Origin of the sequence: Chitinophaga sp. 30R24 (genome assembly GCF_049056765.1) — a bacterium.
Lineage (GTDB): Bacteria > Bacteroidota > Bacteroidia > Chitinophagales > Chitinophagaceae > Chitinophaga.
In genome coordinates this window covers 715,406-741,727 of sequence record NZ_JBJGXX010000002.1, presented here as the reverse complement: position 1 = coordinate 741,727, position 26,322 = coordinate 715,406, and the positions used below count along the sequence as shown (strand labels likewise).

17 protein-coding genes are annotated in these 26,322 nt (G+C 44.1%); 5 read left to right on the top strand and 12 right to left on the bottom strand.

Annotated features, from left to right (window positions below):
- Nucleotides 1-183: 183 nt before the first annotated feature.
- Nucleotides 184-768, top strand: coding sequence for a hypothetical protein (locus ACDQ55_RS09510; protein ID WP_420981141.1), 585 nt, complete (start codon nucleotides 184-186; stop codon nucleotides 766-768).
- 195 nt (nucleotides 769-963) lie between these two features.
- Here the strand turns inward: ACDQ55_RS09510 and ACDQ55_RS09505 are convergent, their stop codons facing one another.
- The 5 genes from ACDQ55_RS09505 to ACDQ55_RS09485 all read right to left on the bottom strand — a co-directional run bounded on the left by ACDQ55_RS09505 (nucleotide 964) and on the right by ACDQ55_RS09485 (nucleotide 16,847).
- Nucleotides 964-2,565, bottom strand: coding sequence for a hypothetical protein (locus ACDQ55_RS09505; protein ID WP_420981140.1), 1,602 nt, complete (start codon nucleotides 2,563-2,565; stop codon nucleotides 964-966).
- 32 nt (nucleotides 2,566-2,597) lie between these two features.
- Nucleotides 2,598-3,617: a type IX secretion system membrane protein PorP/SprF gene (locus tag ACDQ55_RS09500; RefSeq protein ID WP_420981139.1), complete on the bottom strand. Its 1,020-nt coding sequence runs from the start codon at nucleotides 3,615-3,617 to the stop codon at nucleotides 2,598-2,600.
- A 34-nt stretch (nucleotides 3,618-3,651) separates the two neighbouring features.
- Complete coding sequence (locus ACDQ55_RS09495; RefSeq protein WP_420981138.1) at nucleotides 3,652-14,610, bottom strand: gliding motility-associated C-terminal domain-containing protein; 10,959 nt, start codon at nucleotides 14,608-14,610, stop codon at nucleotides 3,652-3,654.
- A gap of 617 nt (nucleotides 14,611-15,227) precedes the next feature.
- The gene (locus tag ACDQ55_RS09490) at nucleotides 15,228-15,944 is read right to left on the bottom strand and encodes a DUF92 domain-containing protein (protein ID WP_420981137.1); all 717 of its coding nucleotides are present in this window, start codon (nucleotides 15,942-15,944) and stop codon (nucleotides 15,228-15,230) included.
- 147 nt (nucleotides 15,945-16,091) lie between these two features.
- Nucleotides 16,092-16,847, bottom strand: coding sequence for an MBL fold metallo-hydrolase (locus tag ACDQ55_RS09485; protein ID WP_420981136.1), 756 nt, complete (start codon nucleotides 16,845-16,847; stop codon nucleotides 16,092-16,094).
- A 226-nt stretch (nucleotides 16,848-17,073) separates the two neighbouring features.
- On the opposite strand from ACDQ55_RS09485, the gene ACDQ55_RS09480 reads away from it, so the two are divergent.
- Both ACDQ55_RS09480 and ACDQ55_RS09475 read left to right on the top strand, forming a co-directional pair.
- Entirely contained in the window at nucleotides 17,074-17,766 is a 693-nt protein-coding gene (locus ACDQ55_RS09480) for a M17 family peptidase N-terminal domain-containing protein (protein ID WP_420981135.1), read from the top strand.
- Nucleotides 17,767-17,807: 41 nt separating this feature from the next.
- Nucleotides 17,808-18,659: a hypothetical protein gene (locus ACDQ55_RS09475; RefSeq protein ID WP_420981134.1), complete on the top strand. Its 852-nt coding sequence runs from the start codon at nucleotides 17,808-17,810 to the stop codon at nucleotides 18,657-18,659.
- Nucleotides 18,660-18,686: 27 nt separating this feature from the next.
- On the opposite strand, the gene ACDQ55_RS09470 is transcribed toward ACDQ55_RS09475, so the two are convergent.
- Together ACDQ55_RS09470 and ACDQ55_RS09465 are read right to left on the bottom strand one after the other, a co-directional pair.
- Entirely contained in the window at nucleotides 18,687-19,265 is a 579-nt protein-coding gene (locus ACDQ55_RS09470) for a hypothetical protein (RefSeq protein ID WP_420981133.1), read from the bottom strand.
- A 183-nt stretch (nucleotides 19,266-19,448) separates the two neighbouring features.
- Nucleotides 19,449-20,711, bottom strand: a complete 1,263-nt coding sequence (locus ACDQ55_RS09465; protein WP_420981131.1) for an NRAMP family divalent metal transporter — start codon at nucleotides 20,709-20,711, stop codon at nucleotides 19,449-19,451.
- A 179-nt stretch (nucleotides 20,712-20,890) separates the two neighbouring features.
- Here ACDQ55_RS09465 and ACDQ55_RS09460 point away from each other — a divergent pair, with 179 nt between their 5' ends.
- Together ACDQ55_RS09460 and ACDQ55_RS09455 are read left to right on the top strand one after the other, a co-directional pair.
- Nucleotides 20,891-21,277 (top strand): VOC family protein, encoded by a 387-nt coding sequence (locus ACDQ55_RS09460; protein ID WP_420981130.1) that lies wholly within the window; start codon nucleotides 20,891-20,893, stop codon nucleotides 21,275-21,277.
- Between the two features lie 274 nt (nucleotides 21,278-21,551).
- A complete protein-coding gene (locus tag ACDQ55_RS09455; protein WP_420981129.1) occupies nucleotides 21,552-21,782 on the top strand; it encodes a hypothetical protein in 231 nt (76 codons plus the stop codon).
- Between the two features lie 314 nt (nucleotides 21,783-22,096).
- On the opposite strand, the gene ACDQ55_RS09450 is transcribed toward ACDQ55_RS09455, so the two are convergent.
- The 5 genes from ACDQ55_RS09450 to ACDQ55_RS09430 all read right to left on the bottom strand — a co-directional run bounded on the left by ACDQ55_RS09450 (nucleotide 22,097) and on the right by ACDQ55_RS09430 (nucleotide 26,307).
- A complete protein-coding gene (locus ACDQ55_RS09450; protein WP_420981128.1) occupies nucleotides 22,097-22,342 on the bottom strand; it encodes a hypothetical protein in 246 nt (81 codons plus the stop codon).
- A gap of 682 nt (nucleotides 22,343-23,024) precedes the next feature.
- Nucleotides 23,025-23,288, bottom strand: a complete 264-nt coding sequence (locus ACDQ55_RS09445; RefSeq protein WP_420981127.1) for a hypothetical protein — start codon at nucleotides 23,286-23,288, stop codon at nucleotides 23,025-23,027.
- 466 nt (nucleotides 23,289-23,754) lie between these two features.
- Nucleotides 23,755-24,000, bottom strand: a complete 246-nt coding sequence (locus tag ACDQ55_RS09440) for a hypothetical protein (protein WP_420981126.1) — start codon at nucleotides 23,998-24,000, stop codon at nucleotides 23,755-23,757.
- Nucleotides 24,001-24,139: 139 nt separating this feature from the next.
- Nucleotides 24,140-24,691 carry a TlpA family protein disulfide reductase gene (locus ACDQ55_RS09435; protein WP_420981125.1) on the bottom strand — a complete coding sequence of 184 codons (552 nt, stop codon included), beginning with the start codon at nucleotides 24,689-24,691 and terminating at the stop codon, nucleotides 24,140-24,142.
- Between the two features lie 29 nt (nucleotides 24,692-24,720).
- Complete coding sequence (locus ACDQ55_RS09430; protein ID WP_420981124.1) at nucleotides 24,721-26,307, bottom strand: hypothetical protein; 1,587 nt, start codon at nucleotides 26,305-26,307, stop codon at nucleotides 24,721-24,723.
- Between the last annotated feature and the right edge of the window lie 15 nt (nucleotides 26,308-26,322).

Here is a 26,322-nt window from a genome sequence, read left to right as displayed (position 1 = left end):
ATCTACCTCTGCCCATTTCACCCACTACAATATATTTATAGCAGGTTCATCCATCAATATATCAGCCTGTACATCCTCTTTCCACAACTAACCGCCGAAGCGCCTGCACCGTTTAAACAAGGACCCCATATTAATGGTTTTATGAGTGAGGAAGATAGGTTTTTTACTTTATAAAATTTACATATGAAAGTGCTTAAATTATTAGTGTTGGCGATGTGCTTCCCTATTTATCTGTTTGCACAAACAGCAGACAACGATAATGACGATAATAACAATAATATCAATAACTACGACCGTAGCCTATTGCATGGTTACGGCTACCTGATGCTACATGATGGCCACTTCGGCGGAGGCGTAACTGGCAATTATTTCCTGTTTAAATACCTTGGCCTGGGGCCGGGAGTGGAAATCACTTCCTTTAACCACCGCACCCTGGTACCAGCTTTCCTGGATCTAAAGCTGCGATATCCGTTACCCAGGATCACCCCTTATATTGAAGGGCAGTTTGGTTACAATGCTTACAGTAGCCATAAAATCCTTAATGCAGGCGGACAGCAAATAGAATACAATGAAAAAGGAAAACAATTCTATGGTGTAGGCGGCGGCATCACTTACCAGATTAATAAGTATATCGGTGTTTTTGCAGCTTATACTTACCGGGGGTATACTTATAAAAACCCAAAAGATATTGTTGTTAATGAAGAACTGATCCCTATACCGGATGAGCACGTAAGCACTAATGTTTTTACTTTGGGCGTGGTGTTTTAAGGCGTTTTTAAGGACTCAAAAAGAAAATGAAACGTTCCCCCAAGCCCATGTGCAGATAAGCTATTTTACGTTCTCATATACTGATTTCGGCGGGTTTGACACAGACTGGGAAGCCGCCCTTTAGCTTCCCGGAAAAAAGAGGGGCTGCACCATCAGATGCAGCCCCCGCTGTTATTGGTTAGATTAGACCGCTTTTTACTTTGTGCAAATGGGCATCCTCAGCGTAGCCGGTGGCTGCATGCCATGAGTATTAAACTCAATAGAATCCCTACGCTGACCAGGATAAGTGATGCGAATCACATAATCCGTTTCTTTTTCCAACATCAAATTGATTTCCCGATTTGGCTCACCAATAAAACACCAACCTATAGCACGCTGACGATTGTAAATATAAATGCAAGCGTTGCTTAATTGTGGACAAACTGTACCTATAAAAGGAATTACCAATAATGGAACGTTGCGTACCGTATATGTTTCAGGTGTTGTAACGGCATAAATATCATCGCTACCTTTTCCTCCCGGACGATTCGATGCAAAATAAGTATCGCCATTAGCCACCGCTACAAAATAAAAATCGTCGGCGGGAGAGTTGATAGGGTAACGGAGGTTTTCCGGCGTGCCCCACTGCGACCTGCTGCCGGTAACATGGAAAATATCGAAACCTCCCATACCTACCCAACCCTTACTACAAAAAAACAAACTGCCATCAGGAGCAATAGTGGGGAACTCTTCATCTTCTGGCGTGTTGATGCCAGGACCACAGTTTACAGGAGCGCCCCATTTACCATCTGCCTGTTTGTCGCAATACCAGATGTCTGTTCCGCCTTGTCCTCCCGGCATATCGGTAACAAAATAGAGTGTATTACCGTCTGTACTAAGCGCTGCGTCTCCCAATGAATATGCGGTAGGGTTATTATAAGGAAATGCTGCCAAGGGTTGCCAGTGGCCGGCGCCATCTTTCTGCGAAGTATACAATTCCAGGCGGCGGTCCCCTAACTTCACAGGCGGTCTGCCTTCTTTTATTTTGTCAGGCACACTGCGTTCCGGGTAAGTCATGGTAACGTAGGCAGTATTGTAATCACTACTAAAAACCACTGGTCCTACATGGTAACGCGACTGGTTGAATGTGGGGGAAAAATCCTTAATATATACGGCACCGTAATTACTGGTATCTGCCAGGTACAGTTTATAATATCCTCTCTCTGTACGGAAATACCTGTTCCTGTTAAAGCGGCTTTGGTCGTTCAGCTGATCGCGCAACAATGAATCTGTCATAAATACCACTCCTCCCGGATAACGGATAGCCCCCCAGTCAGAATAGGTAGTATTGAGGCGATCTACGCCACGGATAAAAACAGTTGCAGGCGATTGTATCCACTCAGTAGCGGCATCGCAACCGGCAATACGATTCCTTACCTGGTCTTGCTGATTGCTGGTTTGCGCATACTGGGTATAGGCCGCCTTAGCTTCTGCATATTTACCCTGACTTTTGAGCATATCGCCATAATACAGCCTGGCATCGGCAGGAGCATCTGAACGGTTAAGCAGTTGCTCGTACCATTCGGCCGATTTACCATAACGGTTCATTTTCCGATAAGAATTAGCCAGTCTTTCTAACACTACTGTTGTCGTTTTTTCCTTTCTTCTGGCGGCAATCCTTTCATATATAGAAGCTGCTTTGGCGTATTCGTATTTAGCATAACAGAGGGCTGCCTGTCTGTTTAACGACGGTTGCTCCTGCGCCAGTGCAAATTGTACAGACAAGGTGAGTAAAATTATAGCTATCTGCTTTTCCATAGAATAATTTTAAAATAATGCTGCTGCGAATACTAAAAATACCGGGGGCTCAACACCCGCTGCTTTTTACCCTGAAATAAAAAACCGATGGAGATTTCATGCGAGCCACTCTGATAAGAAGCCATTTTACTGATGGTGAGATCGTAAGAATATCCCACCCTTATTTGCTCCGTAATATTAAATTGCACGAGTGCGCAGGCAGCGTCCAACTGTTCGAGGTCGCTGGCCAGGGCCGGCTTGCTCCACAATTTTACACCGGTCCGGTAAGACGCGCCTAACCATAGCCGGTCGGCAATGTAGAACAGGGCAGTAAGATCCAGGTTAGTAGGCCCTCTGAAATCTTCTTTCACCAACAGAGAAGGTTTAAATTTCACCTGGTCTGATAAGCCGAATACAGCGCCGGCATTCACGTACAAGTGCTGTGTTTTACGGATGGTTTTATACTCATACCCTTTCCAGTAATACCGGGAATCATCTGTATACAAAGAAAAGAGGTCCATCATAGAAGCGCCTACGTAAAACCGGGAAGTATAGTAGTACACACCAAAGCGGGCATCTGGCACCCAGGTAGTGGCGCGCCCTAACGGAATAGCCGGATCGTTCAGATCGTTGTATTGCAAGGCATTGCCATCTATGGCGTATTGGGTTACGCCGGCACCTACCCCCAGGCAAAGCCTTTTATCACCGTCTTCATTCAGTGGAATGCGGTAAGCGTACATTCCATACATAGACGTGGCATCCTGAGGTCCCAGCTTATCATACATCACCTGAAAACCAAGTCCTACCCGGTTATCCCTGGAAGCATTCAACGCACCATCAACGGAAACGTTGGCCGTTTGAGGAGCACCCGGAAAATCCACCCATTGCTTACGGTAAATGGCGCTCGCATATAAATCTTCCTTATAACCTGCATAGGCAGGGTTTACACTCAACATATTAAAAACATATTGACTGAATTGTAAGTTCTGCTGCGCCTTCATCAGCTCTGGTATCAATAACATGCCTGAAATCAACCATAGCAGCATCAACTTGAATGGTAATTTTGTATCCATACGAAATACCTTTAGGATGTCAATAAGTATTCTGTTATCTCATTAATTCTATCCAACCCTTATATTTTCTTTCTCCCTGCGCTGTATGCAACTTCATGATATAATAGTAAGTACCCTCACTAAGGCCATGTCCATTCCACCTGTTATCATAGTTCTTACTTTGATATACCTCGTTGCCCCAACGGTTGTAGATCAATAATTCTGTTCCCGGATACCTGTCTATGCCCGGCACTACGAAGTAATCATTCTTTCCATCACCATTCGGCGTTATCACATTAGGGATGAAAATATCATTACCGGTTACCGGTTGCGTAACGGTGGCAGTATTATCGGAGAGGTCTACATCTATTTCATTACCTGCAATAGTAGCTGTATTAATTACCTCCCCACCGCTGATCAACTTCACGGTGAAAGTCAGCGTTTCCTGAGTACCGTTGGCCATGTCTGGCAACTGCCAGATAATACCCTTGGTAACCGGATCATATACAGCATTTCCTTTAGTGGTAACAATACTGAGCGGCACTCCTAACATACTTTGCAACAGATCTTGCACCACTACACCAGTAGCACTGTCTGGTCCGTTATTGATAGCGGTAACCACAAACTGCAATACCTCGTTCACATTTAATGGTTCGGGTGCATTCAGTACTTTCAGCACTTTCAGGTTCGCATATTTCCCCGTAGTAATATTCACCGTACTGCTATCCGGCGTGCTCACATCCGGCGGACCAGTTATCACGGCAGTATTATGTATTGTACCAGCGCCAACGATAGTAGCTGTGTAGCTCCAGCTAACGGTTTCCCCGGCATTCAGCAATCCTACGTTCCATTTCAATATCCGGGTACTGTTGTTATAATCTATGCTGCCCTGAGCAGGACTGTTATAAGCAGGATCGCTCAGCAACGCAGCCGGCGGCAGTGTATCCGTGATTGTTACCGGATTTACGCCGGCGCCACCGGTATTTACAGCTGTAAGTGTATATGTAACCTGTTGTCCTATGGTATAAGGACCCGTAGCCGGATTCACTGATTTGTTGATCGTGAGTTTTGCTTTCGCCAGCACCTGGGTGATAACAGTATTACTGGTATTATTCGAAGAATCAGTGTCTGGCACTCCTGCAGGTGTATTTACTACAGCAGTATTGCTTAATGTGCCTGGTTGCGGTGCAACCGCCGTAATCTGCAAGACAGCACTTGCCCCTGCCGGGAAGAGCCCCAGCAACGCCGTAGCAGTATTACCGTTAACGGCAGCCTGTATATTGCCAGCACCATTGGAAGCGCTCAATACAGTGATCGATGGCTGCAGGAGTCCTGGCGGCAATACATCATTCACCACAGCACCATCGGCATTGGAAACTCCATCATTAGTAACAGTCAGCTGATAAGTAACTGTACTACCTTCATACACTTCCATAGGACCGGCCTTGGTAATAGCCAAATTCGTTTGACCTTGTATAGCGCTCACCACAGGGTTGGACGGGAAGTCTTGGCCGGTGCTTAACGTAGCATGGGCGATGTTGGTAATCTGGCCCGCCGGGGTATCCTGGCTTACCAATCCGCTCACATCTATCAGGATGCCGCTGGTATCTCCAGGAAGATCCGCTGTGATGTTTACGTTGTTACCCTGGCCGGTAGCACCGTTGGTGATCACCCCATTTTTCACCGGCGTAGCGGTCCAGTGTACAGCTGTTAACTCTGCAGGCACCAGGTCTGTAATATTTACGCCGGTAGCATTGCTCGGGCCTACATTCACCACATTGATGGTATAATTCGCCTGGCCACCACGGATGAGCACAGCCGCTCCTGTTTTCATGATCTTCAGATTAGCTGCTACACTCACGGCGGTGGTAACGGTAGATTGTACCGGTGATGTACCTGGTTCAGATGGCGTAACAGTAGCCGTATTCACAATGTTGCCGCTTACATTATCTGCTATTATACCATTTACGGTAATCACGATACTGTTGGCAGCACCAGCTGGCAAGTTGCCATTCAGACTAATATTATTACCAGTGCCGGAAGTAGCGCCGATAATAGTAGCCATGCCATTGGTCGCCGCTTGCCAGTTAATTTGTGTAACAGTTGCAGGTACCAGATCGGTGATGTTAAAGTTTTGTGCATCACTCAATCCTTCATTGGTCACAATAATATTATAGCTAATAGGCTGACTGGCAGTAGCTGTAGCCGGACCGGTTTTTACAATCACCAACTGCGGTTCGGCTGTTACCACGGTTTGTACCAGGTTGGAAGAATCAGCTGGCAGGCCTGGTTCGGCCGGTGTAATAATAGCCAGGTTATTTAAAGTATCCCGGAAGGCCGCACTTACGGTACCGGTAACGGTGATAGTAATACTATTACCTGGTCCTCCTGGTATATCCGCATACAGGTCTATCATGTTACCATTACCAGCGCTGGCTCCCCTGATATGCGCATTTCCTGCCGCTACAGCTGTCCAGGATACCGGTGAAATAGCAGTAGGCACTGCATCATGCACCCATGCGTTTAAAGCCGCACTTGGACCATTATTCGTAGCCACAATGGTATACGTGATATTTTCACCAGCATGTAAAGTAGCCGGGCCACTCTTCGAGATCTGCAGATTAGGTTGCAGGGTCACAGCCGTTTGTACCTGGCTGGTATCTGGCAGGTTGCCGGGTTCCGCTGGCGTTACTACTGCCGTATTCACTATATTACCAGCATAGGTGGAGTCTACCTTACCGGTAATGGCTACCAACAAGCTGGCAGCAGCTGGTATATTAGCTGTGAGCTGCACATTATTGCCAGTACCTGTATTGCCGGCAGTAACCACTGCACCACCACTCACACTTTGTACTGTCCACTGTACCTGGCTGACCGTAGCAGGCACCACATCTGTTATCTCTGCCCCTACGGCATCGCTGATACCATTATTAACTATCTGCAAGAGATAATTGATCTGCTGACCAGCGGCCAGGGAAGCAGGACCATTTTTGGTGATGCTCAGCTCTGGATGTTTGTTGATTGTAGTAACCACTGGCGGTGAAACTACCGGCGGATTATGCGTACCTGGCGGTGTAGCCGTAGCTGTATTGGTAAGCGTACCTGTTGCATCAGCATCTACAGTGCCTGTTACAGTGATCACTACTGTAGCATCGCCACCTGCTGGAATATCTGCATTTAGCGCTACCAGTGCGCCATTACCGGAACCGCCGCTATTGATAGTAGCGCCATTCTGGGCCTGCGCCGTCCAGGTTACATTATGTATACGGGAATCAATGGTATCAGTAACGGCTATATTACGGGCGTATCCAGGTCCCTGATTGCTCAGGTTAATCACATATGTGATCATGCCACCCGCAGTTACGCTTGCCGGACCACTTTTACAGATATTCAGACTGAATTCACGATCTACCTGTGTCAACACTGAATCGCTCACAGCAGGTATGCCTGTACCGGTTACAATTGCCTTATTCAGAATAGTACCATTAAAATCACTATTCAGTGTACCCGTTACAGTGATCACCACACTATTACCGGAGCCACCAGGTATATTCACTGTTGTAGCAATATTATTGGTATTACCAGAGAATGGACCCGTAACAGTAGCTGCGCCATTTACGGCAACTACCCAGCTGGTACCTGTTACTTCTCCCGGCACCATATCGTTGATGTTCAGTCCTATCGCGTCGGAAGGGCCACTATTGGTTACTACCACGCTATAGGTAATGCCGTTACCCGCCACAGCCTGGGCCGGGCCGGTCTTCTTCACCTGCACATCTGTAGAGGTAACTATGTTGGTAGTAACAGTACTGGTATTATTCGCCGGATTGTAATCGGTTAATCCATTCACCGCTACATTAGCTGTGTTGGTTAACACACCTGCTGTAGTGGCACCGCTTACAATACCGTTTACATAAATCGTAATATAATTTCCCGGACCTGCTGCCAATGTAGCTGGCAGATTAATCACATTACCACTGCTATCTACTGTCTGGCGGTTAAGCACAGTAGCATCACCGGTGGCTACCGCCTCCCAGGTAACACCGGTAATAGCAGACGGAATCTGATCCGTGATCAACAGGTCGTGAGCATCGCGAGGGCCATCATTATATACTTGCAGGGTATATGAAATCGCTTGTCCAGCTAATAATTTCGCCGGGCCATTTTTCACGATACGGACATCAGTAGAATTATTGATCGCAGTAGTTATGGAGCCTTCCTTGTGCTTACCTGCTGTTACAGTTGCAAGATTGGTAATAGTAGTGCCCGCGGTTTTACCGATCACGCCATAGATCTCTATACGGATGCTATTATTACCCACCGGAATATCTCCTGTAGTGCTTATCGTATTGCCTGTACCGGAAGTAGCGCCAGTTACCGTAGCTGTACCGGTACCTACAGCGGTCCATCCGGTTACATGCACATCTGCCGGTACGTTATCTTCTATGAGGGCACCGGTAATATCCCCTGCGCCACCATTGGTTACTATAATCTGATAAAGAATAGTATCCCCTATACTGGCCACTGCCGGCCCCCCCTTAGCAATCCTCACTATTGGATCATTATCCACTTTAGTATGAATGGTACTGGTATTATCCCCTGGATAAGGATCTACAACCGGACTACCGGCAGGTAAGGATACGGTAGCCGTATTAGCTATTTCTGTTCCATCTACTGTGGCCGGGTCTAAAGTACCGGTCACCCATATATTCAATACGCTGCCGTCTGCCGGAATATCGGCGGTGAGGTTAACATTTCCGGTACCAGTGGTCTGAGAAATATTAGTCACATTACCCGTGCCAGTAGCCGTCCAGGTAGGATTCAATAAAGCAGCTGGTAAGATATCGTTCACAATTACTCCTACTGCATTAGCCGGACCTGCATTCTGTACGCTGATTAAATACTGCATTTGCTCTCCTGCTCCTTTATTAGCAGGGCCGCTCTTGGCAATACGCAGATTTGCCAGCCGGGAGATGGTGGTGAGTACAGTAGCTGTATCACCTACCGGTGTAACAGGACGATCATTGAGGGCGATGGCCGTATTAGTAATAGACGGGCCGCTAAAGCCGGGATCTACTTTACCCGTTACCACAATATTCACCGCAGCACCGGCAACCGCTGGTATATCTGCCAACAGTTGAATATCTCCGCTGCCAGTATTACCGCTGGTAATTACAGCGCCGTTCTGGGCAGTGGCCACCCAGGTGGCATTGATGATGCCTGCCGGCAATATGTCTTTGATCGTTACATTAGTAGCTGTTCCCGGACCATTGTTGGTTACGTCAATATCATAACGGATAAGATTACCCGCAGAAAGTTCTGCCGGTCCGGTTTTACGGATTCGCAATACAGCCCGGCGACTCACCGTAGTAGTTACCTGTGACGATACTGGCGGTAGGCCTGGTTCTGCCGGTGTAATGGTAACCTTATTGGTTAACTGGCCGGCATAATCGCTGCGCAGGGTACCCGTTACCGTGATATCGACAACATTTTGTTCCCCGGCTATAAGATCGGTAGTAATCTGTATAATATTACCTGTGCCACTAACGGCGCCACTCACTACATCGCCACCAGTAGTAACAGCTGTCCACGTAGGATTCTGTACTGCAGCCGGAATAGTATCCCTGATCACCGCTCCATATGCGTCGCTAGGGCCTACATTAACAGCACGAATAGTATAGGTGATCTGTTCTCCCGCATTAGCTGTAGCCGGGCCCATCTTCGTAATCAGCAATCCGGGCTTCTGGCCGATCACTGTAATTACGGTATCAGAATTAACAGCAGGATTACCTGGTTCGGCAGGTGTTACCACTGCGAAGTTCTTTATGCTGCCATCTGCCGTTGAAGACGGGATATGGGTATTAATAGTAATGATGACCAGTCCTGTTCTGGCAGGAATGGAAGCAGTAACCCCCAAGGCATTGCCTGTACCGGTAGCGCCGGCACTGATGGTAGCCCCACCGCTGGCAGTAGCCGTCCAGGTGGTATTAGCCAATAGTGCGGGCAACTGATCGGTGATCCGGGCGCTGATGGCATTAGAAGGCCCATTATTAGTTACCTGGAGGGTATAGATGATATTTTCACCAGCATTAGCTTTAGTGGGTCCCGACTTAACAATACGCAAGGACGGCTTGCTGGTAACAGTGGTAACCACTGGATTGGAAGTGCCGGGAGCAGCACCAGGTTCTGATGGCTGGAAGCTGGCGGTATTCTGGAAGGTGCCATTAAAGGCAGGATCCACCACCCCATTCACTGTAATCACAATAGCATTATTACCACCGCCATTGATATTACCTGTTACGCTAAGATGATTACCGCTACCGGTTTGTCCGGCGGTGATCACCGCTGCTCCGGTAGTAGTGGCGGTCCAGGTAACCTGCTGCACCTGATCGGGTATTAAGTCATTTATCAACAGATTGGTAGCATCCGATGCTCCGGTATTCGTAACTACAATTGTATATACGATAGGCGAACCAGCGCCGAGTGCAGACGGTCCTGATTTAGTAATAGACAGGGTAGGTATCTTCCGTATTTTTACACTCTTACTGGCAGATATAGGAGCAGGCAGTTCGGAAGAAGTAACAGTAGCTGTGTTCACCACCGTGCCATCAAAAGCAGGATTTGTTTTTCCTTTTACAGTAATCGTAATCTTATTACCGATACCTGCCGGTATATTTCCTACCACGTTAATCTGGTTGCCAGTACCGGTAGCCCCGTTGGTAACGGTGGCAACACCTGTAGCTGTAGCCGTCCAGGACACCCCAATGATCTGTGCAGGCACCAGATCCGCAATCGTTACCCCTTGGGCATTTGCAGTGCTGGTATTATTTACTTCTATTGTGTAGGTAATACTATCACCTGCCAAAACCTCATTTACAGCGGTTTTGCTGACAGTAAGCCGCGGCTGGCGCCTAACGTTGGTTACCTTAGTAGCCGTATCAGCAGTACCGGTACCCGCAACAGGTGTGATGACCGCCATATTGGAGACTTGGCCTGAGAAATCCGGCGATACCTGACCATGAACAGTAATAGTGATTGTATTTCCGCTGCCTGCAGCAATGTTGCCGGTAAGCGCAATATTGTTGCCTGTGCCGGAAGTAGCACCGGAGATAGCTGTATTGCCATTGGCTACCGCCGACCACGTAACGTTTTGTATCGCGGCTGGCACCACATCAGTGATCTGCACGCCTTTCACGTTGCTTGGGCCATTATTACCTGCTGTAATAATATAGGTGACCATTGCCCCTGCATTAGCGGTATCCGGGCCTGTTTTAGTGATCTGTAAGGCAGCCTGCTGCTGTATGGTAGTAATAATTTCGTTAGAAGTAACCGCCGGCTGGTTAGGCTCAACCGGCACTACCTGTGCGGTGTTCCGGATAGCATTAACAGTAGACGGCAATATGGTACCGGTAATGGTTACACGAATAGTAGCGCCTGCATTTATATTCGCTGTCACTTCCACTACATTACCAGTGCCTGTAGCACCTGATTGCACCGTAGCCGTACCTTGTACTACAGCAGTAGTCCAGGAAACATTATTTAAGGAAAGGGGCACATTATCCCGGATCACTGTGGCAGTGGAATTAGAAGGACCCTGATTGGTGACATCCACTGTATAAGAGAGCTGTTGTCCTGCTACACTGGTAGCCGGTCCGTTTTTGCGGACATTAAACTGCAGTGATTTCTGTACCGTAGCTATATCATCTGCTGTTACAGGTGGCACGCCTGGTTCTGACGGTTTAGCCGTTACCCTGTTCAGGATAGTACCGGCGTAGTCGGCACTTACAGTACCAGTCACGTATACTATGATACGGTTAGATGCGCCTGCCGGAATATTACCGGTAACACTGATACGGTTACCTGTTCCGGAAGCACCGGCGGTAATGGCAGCCGCCCCCTGCGCAGCAGTAGTCCAGGATACATTTTGTATCATCGCCGGAACCGAGTCTGTCATCACTGTTCCTACCGCATCACTAGGCCCATTGTTCCGGAGGGTAAGCACATAGTCTATTCTTGTTCCCGCAATGGCAATAACAGCACTGGTCCGGCTCTTATCTACCACCAATCCCGGAGAGCTGGTAATACGCGTACTGGTAGTATTGGAAGTTGCCGGCGGTACAGTGGGCTCTGTGGCTGTAACTGTAGCTGTGTTGAGAATAGTACCGGTAGCATCCGCATTCACAGTACCGGTAACGGATATATAGATTTTACCGGTATCATTTCCGGGCATATCAGCTACCAACCGGATATTATTACCGGTACCTGTATTACCGGAAGTAATTTGCACAGTGCCGGTGCTCACTGCCGACCAGCTCACATTACTGAGTTGGGAAGAGATCACATCTGTGATCACTGCCCCCTCAGCATTTCCTAACCCTTTATTATCAACAGTAATACCAAAATGGATCACATCTCCTGCCACCGCGGAAGATGGCGCCGTTTTCACAACGTCGAAATAAGGACGACGTGTAACCGGTACCGTTATCATACCTGTAGCAGTTCCCTTAGGATCTAATTCCACCAACGAAGTTGCCGCAGCGATATTCGTCAGGTTACCATCAAAAGATGATTTAATATGCCCCTCTACCATAATGGCCACATCTGCCACACCCACCGGGATACTGGCATTAAGGTCGATATTGGTAAGCGTGGAGTTATTCTGCAGGATCTGTGCCGCGCCATTAGTGGTAAATGAAAGATTGGTAGCCACAAAACCTGCGGGCAACACATCCGTAATGTGTACATTGGTAGCGGTACTCGGGCCAAGGTTGGTCACGTCAATTTCATACGACATATTCTGACCTGCCAAGTAAGGACCAGCATTGACTATGGTTTTATTTACCCGGATATCTGTCTTACCGGTGTAAGTGAGCATTACCTGGTCTACACTGGGTGGGCATCCTCCATTAGTGATGGTCCAGGCCAGGGTAGCGGTAGTGTTGGACGCTAAGGTCACCTCGGTTTGCGGATCGTTTGGATTTTGAATAGTAGCAGTACCGCTTACCACTGTCCAATGGCCGTTGCCAATAACCGGTGTATTGGCTTTCATATTAAAAATGCCGGAATTATACTGGATCTGGTCTGGTCCGGCATTTGCAACAGTAGGTGGCGCCGCAATAGTAATCTGCACATTGTTGGCAGTAGAAGGACAAGTACCATTCGTAATTGTCCATCTAAAAATGTAGACACCTGACACTAATCCACTCACCGTAGTTGCCGGATTATGCAAGTCTGCAAATACCGCTGTACCAGGACCGTCTACCTGCGTCCACGTGCCTACGCCTACCGTGGCAGGATTGGCGGCCAGCGTGGCAGTAGTAGCACACAGATTTTGCGCAGGCCCCGCATCCGCCATGGTGGGCGCGGCATCTATTCTTACCGTAAAAGGCAAGCTGATGGTAGTACATCCACTACCGTTATTACTGAGCGTCAACGTAAAATTGTAGGTACCTGCCGGCACATTATCTGGAACTGCCACCCTTATAGGTGATCCGGTTAACGGAACATTGTTGGGCGGCGTAAAACCAGGCATATTACTGCTGCTTATACTATACCTGTCCGGACTACCGGAAGTGATGCTATAAGGCAGCGAAAACACAGTAGTACCCGCACATATATCCGTCACCGTACCCAAGGTAGCCATAAGAGCAGGGCTCACCGTTACGAGGAAAGGCTGCGAAGCTCCATCGCCATTGCAGCCATTTACGCTGGCGGTTACACGGTAATAACGGGAAGCGGTAAGCGCGCCGGTATTTAGTGTAGCGGTATTTTGCCCCACTATGGTTGTCCACCCTGTACTACCATTAGCGCTGGTTTCCCAAACATAGCTAAAGCCGGTAGCAGGTGTACCTGTTCCGGCTTTCGGCGTTACTATGGCAGACAATTGTGTAGCAGTATTATAGCAGATAGGTTGTTGCCCTGTAATGGAAGTAGTATAATCCACTACCTTTAATTCTACCACACCAGACGCTACGCGGCAGCTCACATTATTGATTTCCGCAGCCCCTCCCGCAACTAATACACGGTACTCGAAACCTGCACTGGCATTAGAGACAGTGAAAGTATGCTGGTTATTGCCCCCGTTATTAACAACACCACCTTCATTGGTCCAATTGATACTACCTATAGATCGTTTCTGCAACTGGAAAAAATAGGAAGAATAACTGCCAACAGGCACACTAACATTCAACTCAGCAGTGCCGCCACCGCACACTACACCTGGCGCCTGACCAAAAGTGACAGACGGGCCGCAGGCCGCAAAAGCAATATCGTCCAGCGCCAGGTCATTGCCATAGCTGCTGGGTGTATTACTAAATATCCTCAAAATAACAGCATTGGTAGTAGCAGGCATTTGGAAAACGCCCGCCTGCCTTACCCAGGTACCCGGCGCCTGATAAGGCACCTGCCCTGTAGACACAGAAGTGATAACCGGTCCACCAGGGTTGTTGGCATCCACAATATCAAACCGCAAACTAGGCTGCGACACCCCAATCGATGGATTAGCATTCATCATCCAAACGGAAAACTCGAAAGTAGTGCCTGCACATAACCCAGTGATCGTTCTTTCATAGAATTTACCCGGCGTGGCCTCGGCATCTACTACCATACAAAAGCCCCGCCCATCCGTAGAGGTATGATCGGGCCTGTCTACAAAATAAGGATTGTTATATCCCCTGGTAGTGTTACTGATCGTGTACTGCCCAGGATAAGGACCCACAGGATCATTTATCTCTGGCGCATAATAAACGTAATTGGTAACACCTGCAGGCAAAGGCGGGCCCAATGTGGGTTTCGCCGACGTAGGCGCCTCACCAAAAGTTTCTTTAAATATAGGATCTCCCAGAGAGCCTGTGCAGCTCTGCCCATTACTACGGCCCACCATCACCACACTTAACAGGACGCTATATACGAATAGCTTCCACCACTGGCTTTTTTTAAGGAGCAGCATTACTAAAAAAACAGCGGATAATGACAATAGCGTTACGCTATTCAGCATGGAGGATCTATTCACCATAGTAGCATCATTTCAGATATATAGTCTGTCAGATCAATAATATACACTGCACTCCTTATTCTGCGGGGATCAACAAGCGTCAGTTTCCATCATACAAAAAGGGTTTCCTGCACACCTTCATGGTGTACCACATCTACAGCATGTAGCTATATAATTAACTTCTGACAATAAAAAAGGGGATACATCAGCGATCTACATACATCTTGGCGCAGCAACTGTATCTTTTCAGGAATTACTAACAACCGAGGTTACAGAAAGTTTAAGAATTTTTTTCTTTTTTTAAAATGACCATAACCCATATATACATCACACTACCTAAAAATGGTTAACTTTCCTAACTATTAATGTACAACACACACAAATACTATACACTTCTACCTTAGACATCTTTACCAACCGGCAAGCATACAACACTAATATGGAATTAAAAAATTAAAATTGGCAAGCCTTATTTACGGAAGTAATCCAACAGGCAGGATCCGGCCATCCCACCAGACAGTAATAGGTAACAATAACGAATAAACGTAAATATAAAAACAGCGCATACTGTTATACGGCATAGAAGTAAACATATATTATTAGTTGCCGCATTCTCAAGGGCTATATGTACTAATGGATTAACAATACCATCCTCCCATCGCTACGAGAGCAGCCAGGAGAGTGTTCAGGAAGTTTACCGTGTTATTGCCGATTCGTTGCTTACGTTCCAGGGTAGCTCCCAACCAGGAATCTGCCAGGTTGCCTACATTACCGGCTATAAAAACAATTATTACATTACCTGTAATACCAAAGAACAATGCGTAAACCACAGCTATTATCAAGGCGCCGGCGGCGCCCAACAGCGTGCCTTCCAGGCTTACCACACCATCCAGTCCTTTAAGTTCTTCTTTAAAGCTGATGATATTATAAAAGTTCCGGCCATATATCATTCCCAGTTCAGACGACAAAGTATCTGCCGTAGCACTGGCCAGGGCAGCGGCCATCATCATCCGGTACAATGCTTCCCTATCAGTATCCAACAGGGCCAATAGAGCCATAATAGCAGCCATTCCTCCATTGGCAAATACCTGGCCTGAACTGCGCTTTTCCTGATGCTGTTCACCGGGAACCATTTTCAGCGCTCTCCGGTGGGAGGTAGCTTTTACCCCCAGGAAAAAGAAAACACCTAATAATACCAAACCACCAACACCAGCTCCCAACCATATCAGGAAGCCGATAACACCCCCTGTTAATGCAGCAGGTATAGTTAATTTATTGGTTTTTATACAGATGATCACCACCGCTATTAACACTAACAGCACAATAATAATTTCCAGGAGAGAGGATTGCATCATGAAAAAGTGAAGCTAAAAATTTATTCTTTCATAAATGATTGCAGTAATTCGTTCGTTGGATACTATGACTGTCCTGGTATGCAAATAGTAGCGTGAAAATGCTTAGGTAGCCGCACACCAGGACCATCATTAATATCATTTAAAGCATTACTGCTGGTACCAGTCTTTTAAACGTACCTCTATCTGTTTATCTCCTGCATTAACCAGGGCTTTAAACTTATGCACATCGCTGAAACCATCTTTTCCACGGTAGTGATAAGGATACACGATTTTTGGTTTGAAAGCCAATACGGCTTCAGCAGCCTGATCTACATTCATCGTATAAGGCAGGTTCATACAAACGAAAGCCACATCAATGTTTTTGAGGGACTTCATTTCCGGGATACCACCGGTATCTCCAGAGATATAGATCCTTTTTTTACCTATCTCAATTACATACCCATTGCCACGGCCTTTGGTATGCATAGCATCCGGGCTTTCAGGCAGGTTATACATAGGAATAGCCGTAAACGTAAAGCCGTCATTTACTTGTTTATCGCCATTTTTCATGACCACTGTTCTTTGCTGATCAGCAGCAGACAATTTACTGGCTACTGCGGCTGGCACAATAAGCGTGGTTTTAGCTGTTTTAATAGCGTCGATGGTAGGCTGGTCAAAATGGTCGCCATGGATATCTGTAATCACAATAAGATCCGGTGCAGGAAATCCCTTGTACTTTTCCACGCCGCCGGTAGGATCTACATAGATCGTTTTTCCTTCTGCTGTTAAGAGCAGGGTGGCATGTTCGATGGGCTGGATAGTGAGCGCGCCTTTAGCCGTTTTCAGCTCATCTGGTTGCACCCGTTGGGCATCTGCCTGGCCAAGGGCCAACAGCAGACCTAAAGAGAGGATAGTGAATTTCATGATAGTATAGTATTAATTAAAAACCGGGAGCTAAAATAGACAATTCTACGTGCTTCCTTTTTATATTTATTTGCGTATTTTGTTTTTTGTCCACCTTCGGATACCGGTTTTACCCATGCCCTGAAGCCATAGAAATATTAAAAAAATTATACAACAAAGCACTACCAGCTTTTAATAAACAACTATTCCTTGCATTATAATGTTAACCAGGTAGTAAATGATTTGTATGAAAACGCTCCCTTTGTTCCCCAGCTTATTATTCCTATTTTTTCATGTGGAGGCGCAATCTTTACCTGCTGTGGGCGCCAGTACTATAGCAGGTACCATCAATGGCATTACGATAAGCGCTACCGTACAGGGGCCTGCCGAAGAAAAAACCCCACTACAAATTGCTTGTGTGTTTGAGTACGAGGAAGGGGATATTTACAATCCTCCTGCCCTACCTGCAGCAGTGAACGGTATGCAGCAACTCGACAAAGCCTTGCATGGCCTGATTACAGACCTGAGAAAAAGTGGAAAATTCAGCGGCCATGCCTTTGAAACACTATTAATTACGCCAGCAGCAGGCACCATACCAGCAGAACGGCTGTTGCTGATCGGATTAGGCAACCGGCAACACTTTACACCCGACATAATGACCCTGGTGGGTAGCGTTGGTATGCGGGAAGCATTGAGGCTGGGTGTAGACCGCTACGCCCATGCCAGTGATCTGAAAGATGCCGGAATAGATTCCCCTACTGCCGAGGTAGCCGCGAATATCCTAAAAGGCGCTATTGCAGCTTATCGTACCCAATTATATCTGCAAAACAGGCAAATGGCTGTATTCAAACCCCTCACTGGCTTTGTACTCCTTGCAGGGCCGGCCTTTTATGAGACCACTGCAGCCGCCCTTAAAGAGACAGTGGCTACATTGCAATAAGCCTTACAGGCAGCGGTTTATATCACCTCAATTGTATCTACATGAAAAATATACTCTTATCCTTACTCTTCTTGCTCGGCACAACGCAGACGTTTGCACAGCTCAACCTGGATCTTATTACAGACTCCATTGCACAAGAAGGCGAACGTTTATACCGCTCCGAACTGGCTGCGTGGTATGGTACGGATATTTTCCTGGAAAGATTTAAAACATTAAAAGAGCAATCTGGCGGGTATCTCTCTTACCCCAATCATGGCTTATATAATTGCATATTCTTTTCGAAGGGTGAAGCACCAAAGGTGTTGGTCACTATTTCATTTGACAGTACTTACAACCTAGAACAGGCCATTATTTTCGGGGAAGAACGGAATTTTACCGAAGAAGAAAAAATGCTTTACAGCATCCGGAAAGAAGCCCTGGAAGAGGCTAACAAACAAGACAGCTTCGTACGTTTTTACGAACACTGTAACCTGAACCTGATCCCCCTCGTATATAGAGGACAAAAGAAGGTGTATATACTAACAGGCACTTCTATTGAAGGTATTGTATTGTTTGGCAATGATTACCTGTTCACCTATGGAGAAGACAACCAATTATTGGAAAAGAAACGCATCCACCAAAACCTGATACCAGTACAGCTTCCATCGAAAGATTCTTCACAGCAGAAGGTTATAGCCGCCTTTCACAACCACCTGCAGGCATCCGGCGACTTCATCAGCGCCACAGATATTTGCACCTTGCTATTATATGAACGTGTTACAGATTGGCAACAATACTATGTAATTTCGGAGAAATATGTTTCTATTTGGGACTGCAAGAAACATTTGCTAACGGCCCTTACGCGGGAAGCATGGGATAAAATACATAACGAAGAAACTGGCACAAAGCAATAAATACCACCTTGTGCCAGCACTATTTATTTATTCATAATGTGCATATCTCATATCTGCAAAAAAGCTTACGTTTCCTTCCATATTCACTCTTAATACAACAGGATTACCTTTCTTGTCTTTCAATTCAATAAAATAATTATCTGCATCATCGAACTGGGTACCATAAAGAATCATATCTGTATCGTTTGCTTCGTTATCATCGTAAAAAACAACGGGGGCATCTAAATAATTGGTATAATGCTTTATAATATCTTTCTGTGCAGGCTCAGGCAGATCGCTGAATCTAGCCATAGTAGTAGTACCTACTAATTGACCATTATAATCATAATAAGCATCAGTTCTTAAACCTCTATCATTGACAAAGCTGGCCACATCAAAATACTCCTGATGAGTCCATGTAGCAGGCACATTCCCAAAGTCGATTCCAAACTGCCGTTTGGATTGTACATTTACATCTCTTCCTTCTAACGCTTTTAAAGTGATTTTTTCTTCCCGGCGCTCCCTACGCATATCCTTGCGGGTAACAGGAGTAGTGGTAGTGACAGTTTGCGCCTGGATGGAGAAAGCCGCGATGATCAATGCTAAAGACATCATTAGTTTTTTCATGATCGCAAATTTTAACATTCAAATAAAATCCCGTAGATCCGGTGTGATAAATGATATTCAAATAACAACCCTATACAAAAAGGGGTTTAAAATTATATGTTAAAAGAACCTGCGCAGGCACAGCCAGCTTTTGTTTTGAGATAAGCAAGCCTTCCGGGTAGCAAAGGAGCGTTAGCGTTAGAATCAGAAAAGGAACCAAATCATAGCTATGGCAGCCCCTGTCATGAGTAACAGGGTAAGGGCGCCCAGGAAATTGGATAAAAGCGAATTCGTGTATTGTCGCATAATCTTTTTATTGTTGCCGATATGCATGATCAACACAATCATTATGGGTGCGGTGAGCCCATACGCAATAGCTGTATATAACAAAGCCTGGATAGGGCTTACGTTAAAAAAATCGAGTGATACCCCTACCAGCAACGACACCACAATGGAGATATAAAAGGGCCTGGCTTCTGCAAATTTCTTATCCAACCCCGCTTCCCAGCCAAAAGTTTCCGCCAGCATATACGACTGCGCCCCCGCCAGCACCGGAATAGCCAGTAAACCCGTACCCAATACACCTAACGCAAAAGCAATATACGCAAAGCGGCCTGCCAGCGGTTCCAATGCTTTGGCCGCCTGATCTACTGTATCTATCTGGTATATGGCAGCAGGATGCAGCACAGCGCCTGTAGTGAGGATAATAAAGAACATCACAACACAGGAAAACAACATACCAAAATTGACATCTGTTTTCATGTCTGCCAACAAAATTCTTTTATCTACCATAATCCCTTTTTGCGCATGTTGCTGGTCTTCTGCTTCCATTGTGGTTTGCCAGAAAAAAAGATAAGGAGAAATAGTAGTACCCAATACCGCTACGATGATGGAGAAAAAGTCTTTGGTCCAACGGATTTCCGGCACAAAGGTATGGTATAACACCTCCTTCCAGTTAAGCTTCAACATAAATGGTACAATCACATACAGCAACAAAGAAACACAGAGCCATTTCAGGATCATCGCAATTTTACGGTAGGAATACCTGATAATGATAAACATCAACAGGCCGGTAATCAATATACAAAAACCGGATACCGGCACCACAGGACACATCATATTGCAAACGGCTCCCATACCCTGTATATCAGCCCCTATATTGAACGTAATAGCAGGAAAACTGAACAGCAGCATAATATACAATACGGGCTTGGGGTAATGTTCTTTAAGGGTTACGGTGAGCCCCTGGGTAGTAACCAGGCCAATGCGGGCGCACATCCCCTGTATAGCAGCCATTAATGGAAAGGTAAGCAACGACATCCACAACGTGCTTAATCCCAATTGTGCTCCTGCCTGGGAATAGGTAGCAATACCTGACGGATCATCATCACTGGCGCCTGTAATTAATCCGGGGCCTAATTTTTTGAAGAAGTTACTGAGTTGACTACCGAATGCCTTTTTTTGCATAAATCAGTATAATTAATGGGTATACAGTAAGTTAACTCAAATTCAATTAACTCCCAATTGTTTCCTTATAGCGAGCGCTCTTACCATTTTATCACCTTGATGAAAGCCTCCAGAATATATTTGTATTTTGTATTCCTTTGTTAAACAGGCATTCCCCATAAACGATAAAACCTGCTTATATGATTATTAATCACCTGGATCACCTCGTACTCACCGTGAAGGACATAGCCGCCACCTGCCACTTTTATGAAACAATACTAGGCATGGAAGTAATTACTTTCGACAATAACCGTAAGGCTTTGCGTTTCGGTCAGCAGAAGATCAATTTGCACGAAAAAGGAAAGGAAATAACTCCTAACGCCAATACCCCTACCACAGGCTCAGCAGACTTATGCTTTATTGCAGATACAGCGTTAGCGGAAGTAGTACAGGAGCTAAAAGACCATCACATCCCTATTCTGGAAAGTGGTATTGTAGAGCGTACAGGCGCCACCGGTAAGATCCGTTCCATATATTTCCGTGATCCGGATGGCAATCTGCTGGAAGTAAGTAATTACATTTACTAAACAAAATACGCCGGCCAGCAAAAAAAACAGACCGAATACACATTAGCAGTTTGATTTACTTATTTAATTCAGGAACTTTGTTATAATACTAACATCCCCCCTAAATTAATTCGCATAAAGTAATTATTTTGTTATGATACGCCCTCCCTTAAGCCCGGTCTATCTGACTGGGCTTCTTTAATTCGGATTACACCTTTCTCTAATATCTCCTTTCAACCCAGTATCGGATAAATGTTTGCATTCCTACCGCAGTTGGTTCATCTATATTCATATTATGAAAAAAGCCAGGTATCTATTAGCCGCCATTGTGCTGCTAGGCACTGCAGCCGGAGTGTTCAGGCCTACCATCTATTACCGTCCTGCCTACAAAGGCGGACAATGCACCATTTCTACCATCCCATCTTATAGCATAACTACAGATACAAATACCCCAGGAGAAAAAATTGAATTAGCATTGAAGCCAGGACCTTGCTCAACATATGTGAAGTTGTCTGGGAAGGAATAAGGCGGCATTAAAGTGAATCATTTTACTTCTCTTAATAAGACGATATGCCCCATTGCCCATAATTAGATTAGATGAAATAAAAACAGTTTTGATTTCATCGTGTATACTATGATTCAGATTTTGGTAATTAATTAGTTTATTAGCTACAGTAGAATGCTTTCTTTACCAAGTGTTCCTTGAATCCCTCCTTCCTTTCTCCAATGAGTAAATATACATTTCTATACCAATATACAGTACGTTTAAACGAAAAGGGGCTCACTTATTCATGAGCCCCTTCAAAAAGAGCCAAGTACCAAAATTACTCAATACTTTAATTAGTCACCGATGATAATAAAAGTAGTTGGGCAGCTAACAGTTGTTGACAGAGTACTTAACTGATAAGTAGTTGCACCTGGGAAAGTGGATGGAACTGTACTATAAGTCAGAAGAGTTGGCAGTGTACATTTACCATCTGCAGCAGGAACATAAAAACGAACTGGTAGAGCAGCTTTAAATGCGAAAGCGCCGCCAACAACAGCTAATACAGCAATAGCAGATAATGCGATTTTTGCTTTTTTCATAATAATAGATGCCATTTAAAATCAAAAGGCGAAACTTTAATATTCAATAATTGCCTACTCTATTATACTGGTTTTCGGCTTCCCCATTCTTTGATTGATCTAGCTTGCAAGTCTGACCAATCTACATTGCGCAATAGTTTTATTCACTTGCAACCATCTTTATTTGTTGTATTTAGTTAAATCACGTCAATTGTAATTGATAAATTTTCGTCTGTTCATTATTATCCAATAGGATTTTTTACCTTTTGCCACATTAACGTAAGAGACACCCAAGTAAAATTTCAATTAACCGTAAATAGTAATATAAGTAATTGGACAACTAGTGGTTGTAGGAAAAATGCTCAGCCGATAAGTAGTTGCACCTGGAAAAGAGGATGAAACGGTAATAGTTGGGAGTGTACATTTACTACATACACGAAGAATAAAAAATAGGGTTATTACAATAGATTTAAACCGCCAACGATAGCTAATGCACTAATGGTAAAGTAAATAAGATCTCGCTCTTTCTACAACAACTCAATCCCCTCTTCTAGCTCCAAGAGCTTAGCTTCCCACAATTTTCTCTCCTATCGTATAATTACTAATTATGGGAAGCTAACTATTATAATTATAAAGGAAGTAAACAATGTACAAGGTATTAGCTCATTTATTTATACACTAAGAATCAATTCATTCAAACACATTACTGAACACTAACCATACAAGTAAGCGGACACCCTGTTGTTGTAGGCAACGAACTTATATAACTAGTAAAGGCGCCTGGCATTTCACAATTAGGTGCTATTGAATAGAGAAGAAGTACCGTCAAATTACAAGCATTTCCCTTAAAGGCATTAGGGGCGTAAAAATGTCCGGCTTGTCTTTTTTTTATAAGACTATAGGCAAGCGATCCACTAATAACCGTTAATAAAAACAAAATGGTTAACATTAATTTTGCTTTTCTCATAATGATATCTATTTAATTTTTGAATTAAATTAAAACAATATTATGCTCGGCTACAAACTTACTCAAACCTAATGAAATCAGATTTCATATGAAATTCATAACTGTTCATAAATACTAAACAAGCTGAATTGAGGCCTAAGCTATTTATAAATCCTATTAATACTCTTTTTGCAGCTTTAATTTCATCGTGTATACCATGATTCAGATTCTGGCAATTAATTAGTTTTGCTACGGTAGAATACTTTACCAAGGATTGATAAGCGTTACTCGATTAGCCCCTTCCTTCCTCAAATCAGTAAATACACATTTTTATCTCAATAGATAATACAGCACATTTAAACGAAAAGGGGCTCACTTACTCATGAGCCCCTTCAAAAGTGCCAAGCACTTACTTTGCCAAATTTACTCAATAATTAAAATTAATGTTAGTGGATAGTTATAACAATCCACTCTGACAAAATTCTAATTACAGGGTAGTAACAACATAAGTAATTGGGCAAGTAGTGGTTGTAGACAGAGTGCTCAACTGATAAGTAAATGCACCAGGAGCATTTATTGTAGTAGTAGCATAAGTAAAAATAGTAGACAGTGTACATTTACCATCTGCAGCAGGAACATAAAAACGAACTGGTGTAGCAGCTTTAAATGCGAAAGCACCGCCAACGATAGCTAATACAGCGATAGCAGATAATGCGATTTTTGCTTTTTTCATAATGATAGATGCCATTTAAAATCAAAAGGCGAAACTTTAATATTCAATAATTGCCTACTCTGTTATACTGGTTTTCGGCTTCCCCATTCTTTGATTGATCCAGCTTGCAAGTCTGACCAATCTACATTGCGCAATAATTTTATTCACTTGCAACCATCTTTATTTGTTGTGTACTTAATATCCCACTAAAAGCACCCTTTAACAATTTATCACGTCCATATATAGCAACGTAAGGAGTTCCGGTTACATTGAAATAGGAAATAAACTTATTATTATAATCAACACCAATTTTAATGTTAGTATATTCATTCAAATGATTCCGGTCATAAAACATTTTCATATCATGGAACGATTCTGAAGTAAGTAAGCATAATTGAATTTTATTTAAAATCTCCTTCTTTCTCAATATCGCTTCCAATTCTGCCTGGCAATAGGCACATTCTGCACTAAAATAAAATAAGACCAGAGGTTTCTCTTTCTGCAAATCGTTAATATTAAACAATGTGCTATCATATGTCAAAAGACTAATTTGTGGTATTTTAGCGCCTTCTTTACCCGTTTTTTCAGGCATCCGAAGTGCGATTGGCGGGGCGCCACCCAAGATTGGAACACCTAATAATTCGCTTATTCCTATGTAGAGTAATATACCTACCGCCAATACGATAGAAATATATTTAACATTCTTATTCATTGACATCGTAAATGACTTTATCAGTTTACTTATAATACTTGATTATCGCCAGGAGTAGAAGCATCGATTAAAACGTCAACCTCCAAATCACGCTTTATTCCATTCCCGATAGCAGATCTTATAAGAAACTCCACTAACAGAAAGGAAAAAGAAAACGATATAATAATCGGAAACAGTTGAAATCTTAATGCAATAGAAGAAGCAAATACACTAAACCCCAAATTCAGTAACCATACACCAGCTACCAGGGTTATTCCTCTCCTGAGTTCAAGCTGCTGTTTATGTCCTTCTAAAAACAGGAAACTTATTATTCCAAAAAAGAAGACCACATTCATTACCCCAGTCAAAACGGGATAAAAATCCAGAACATGCACTTTGTAATCCTTTGTCCTTGTTTTTAATTTATTAGTTTTATATCCAAACCAAGATTGTGCAATTGGCTGTACACTATCCACCCCCGTACTATAACTATCCAGAAATTCCACAGGTGGCGCATAGTATTTAACAGCATTAGGAATAAGGTAATACTTGATAAATTCTCCGGGATATGCTTTCATGAGAAAAGATCCATACGCCGCCATCACCGGTGCAGCCACAGACCATTTCTTTAATTCCGGCGCAGTAGAGTCTGTTTTAAACATGTACTTTTTATACAGTTGCAAGGGGGAATTAGGGGCCCACATATATACCGTACTTGCCATCAACGTTTCTTCCGGATGCTTGGTTATATCCCTTGTTGTATCAAAATAATTCCTCACCATCTTATCTAAATACTGTAATTTTTTGGGCGCTTTCTTAACATGCGCACTATCTACGTACCGGTAAGCATACATGGCATTATTCGCTAACTGCCAGCCTGTAAATGGGCTAAATTGGTAATAACCACTTAGTTTATGATATTTATTGCTCGTGAATGAAACAAAAAGACCAATTAAAGCTATTCCTAAAGCCATCCCAACGATCTTACCTATGTTTTTGTGTTTGGACAACAGGAAGGCAAGTACCGATATAATCGGATACACCAAGGCATTATACCTAACCGTAAATGCTAAAAAAAGTATTATCGCATTGGCTACAACCAATCGTATGTCAGCATAATGTATAATCCATATCAATTGAGCGAACCAAATTAAACTAAGCGAAAGAAAAAAAGCATCGCTAGACACATAGTTGGCCAGATATAAGAATACAGGATTAAACAACGAGCATACTAATAAGAGTATTTTAGTGAACCTGGCGGGCTTATAAAAATAAAATATCGTAAATACTAAAAACAATACACTACCCTGTAAAAGTAAATATTGAAATACAACGAGTACAGTATCTGATTTAGTAAACACACTCAATAATCGCAGGAACATTGAATACCCAACCGGATAGGTATTAATACTTAAATTATGATAAGCAGTTTCCAGATACGCATAAGAATCCCCATTGATAAATCCTGCATAAGGATAAAAGTATTTAAACACTATCAACTGTATGAATATAGCAGGAATAATCATTCTAACAAACCATTTATTACTGGCATTCTTAAACACATAATTGATCAGAATGCTTGATACTCTTTCCTGTGCATTTACCTGTGCTAATTGTTTTAATAAAATATTCATCATTTTATTTCATTTTTT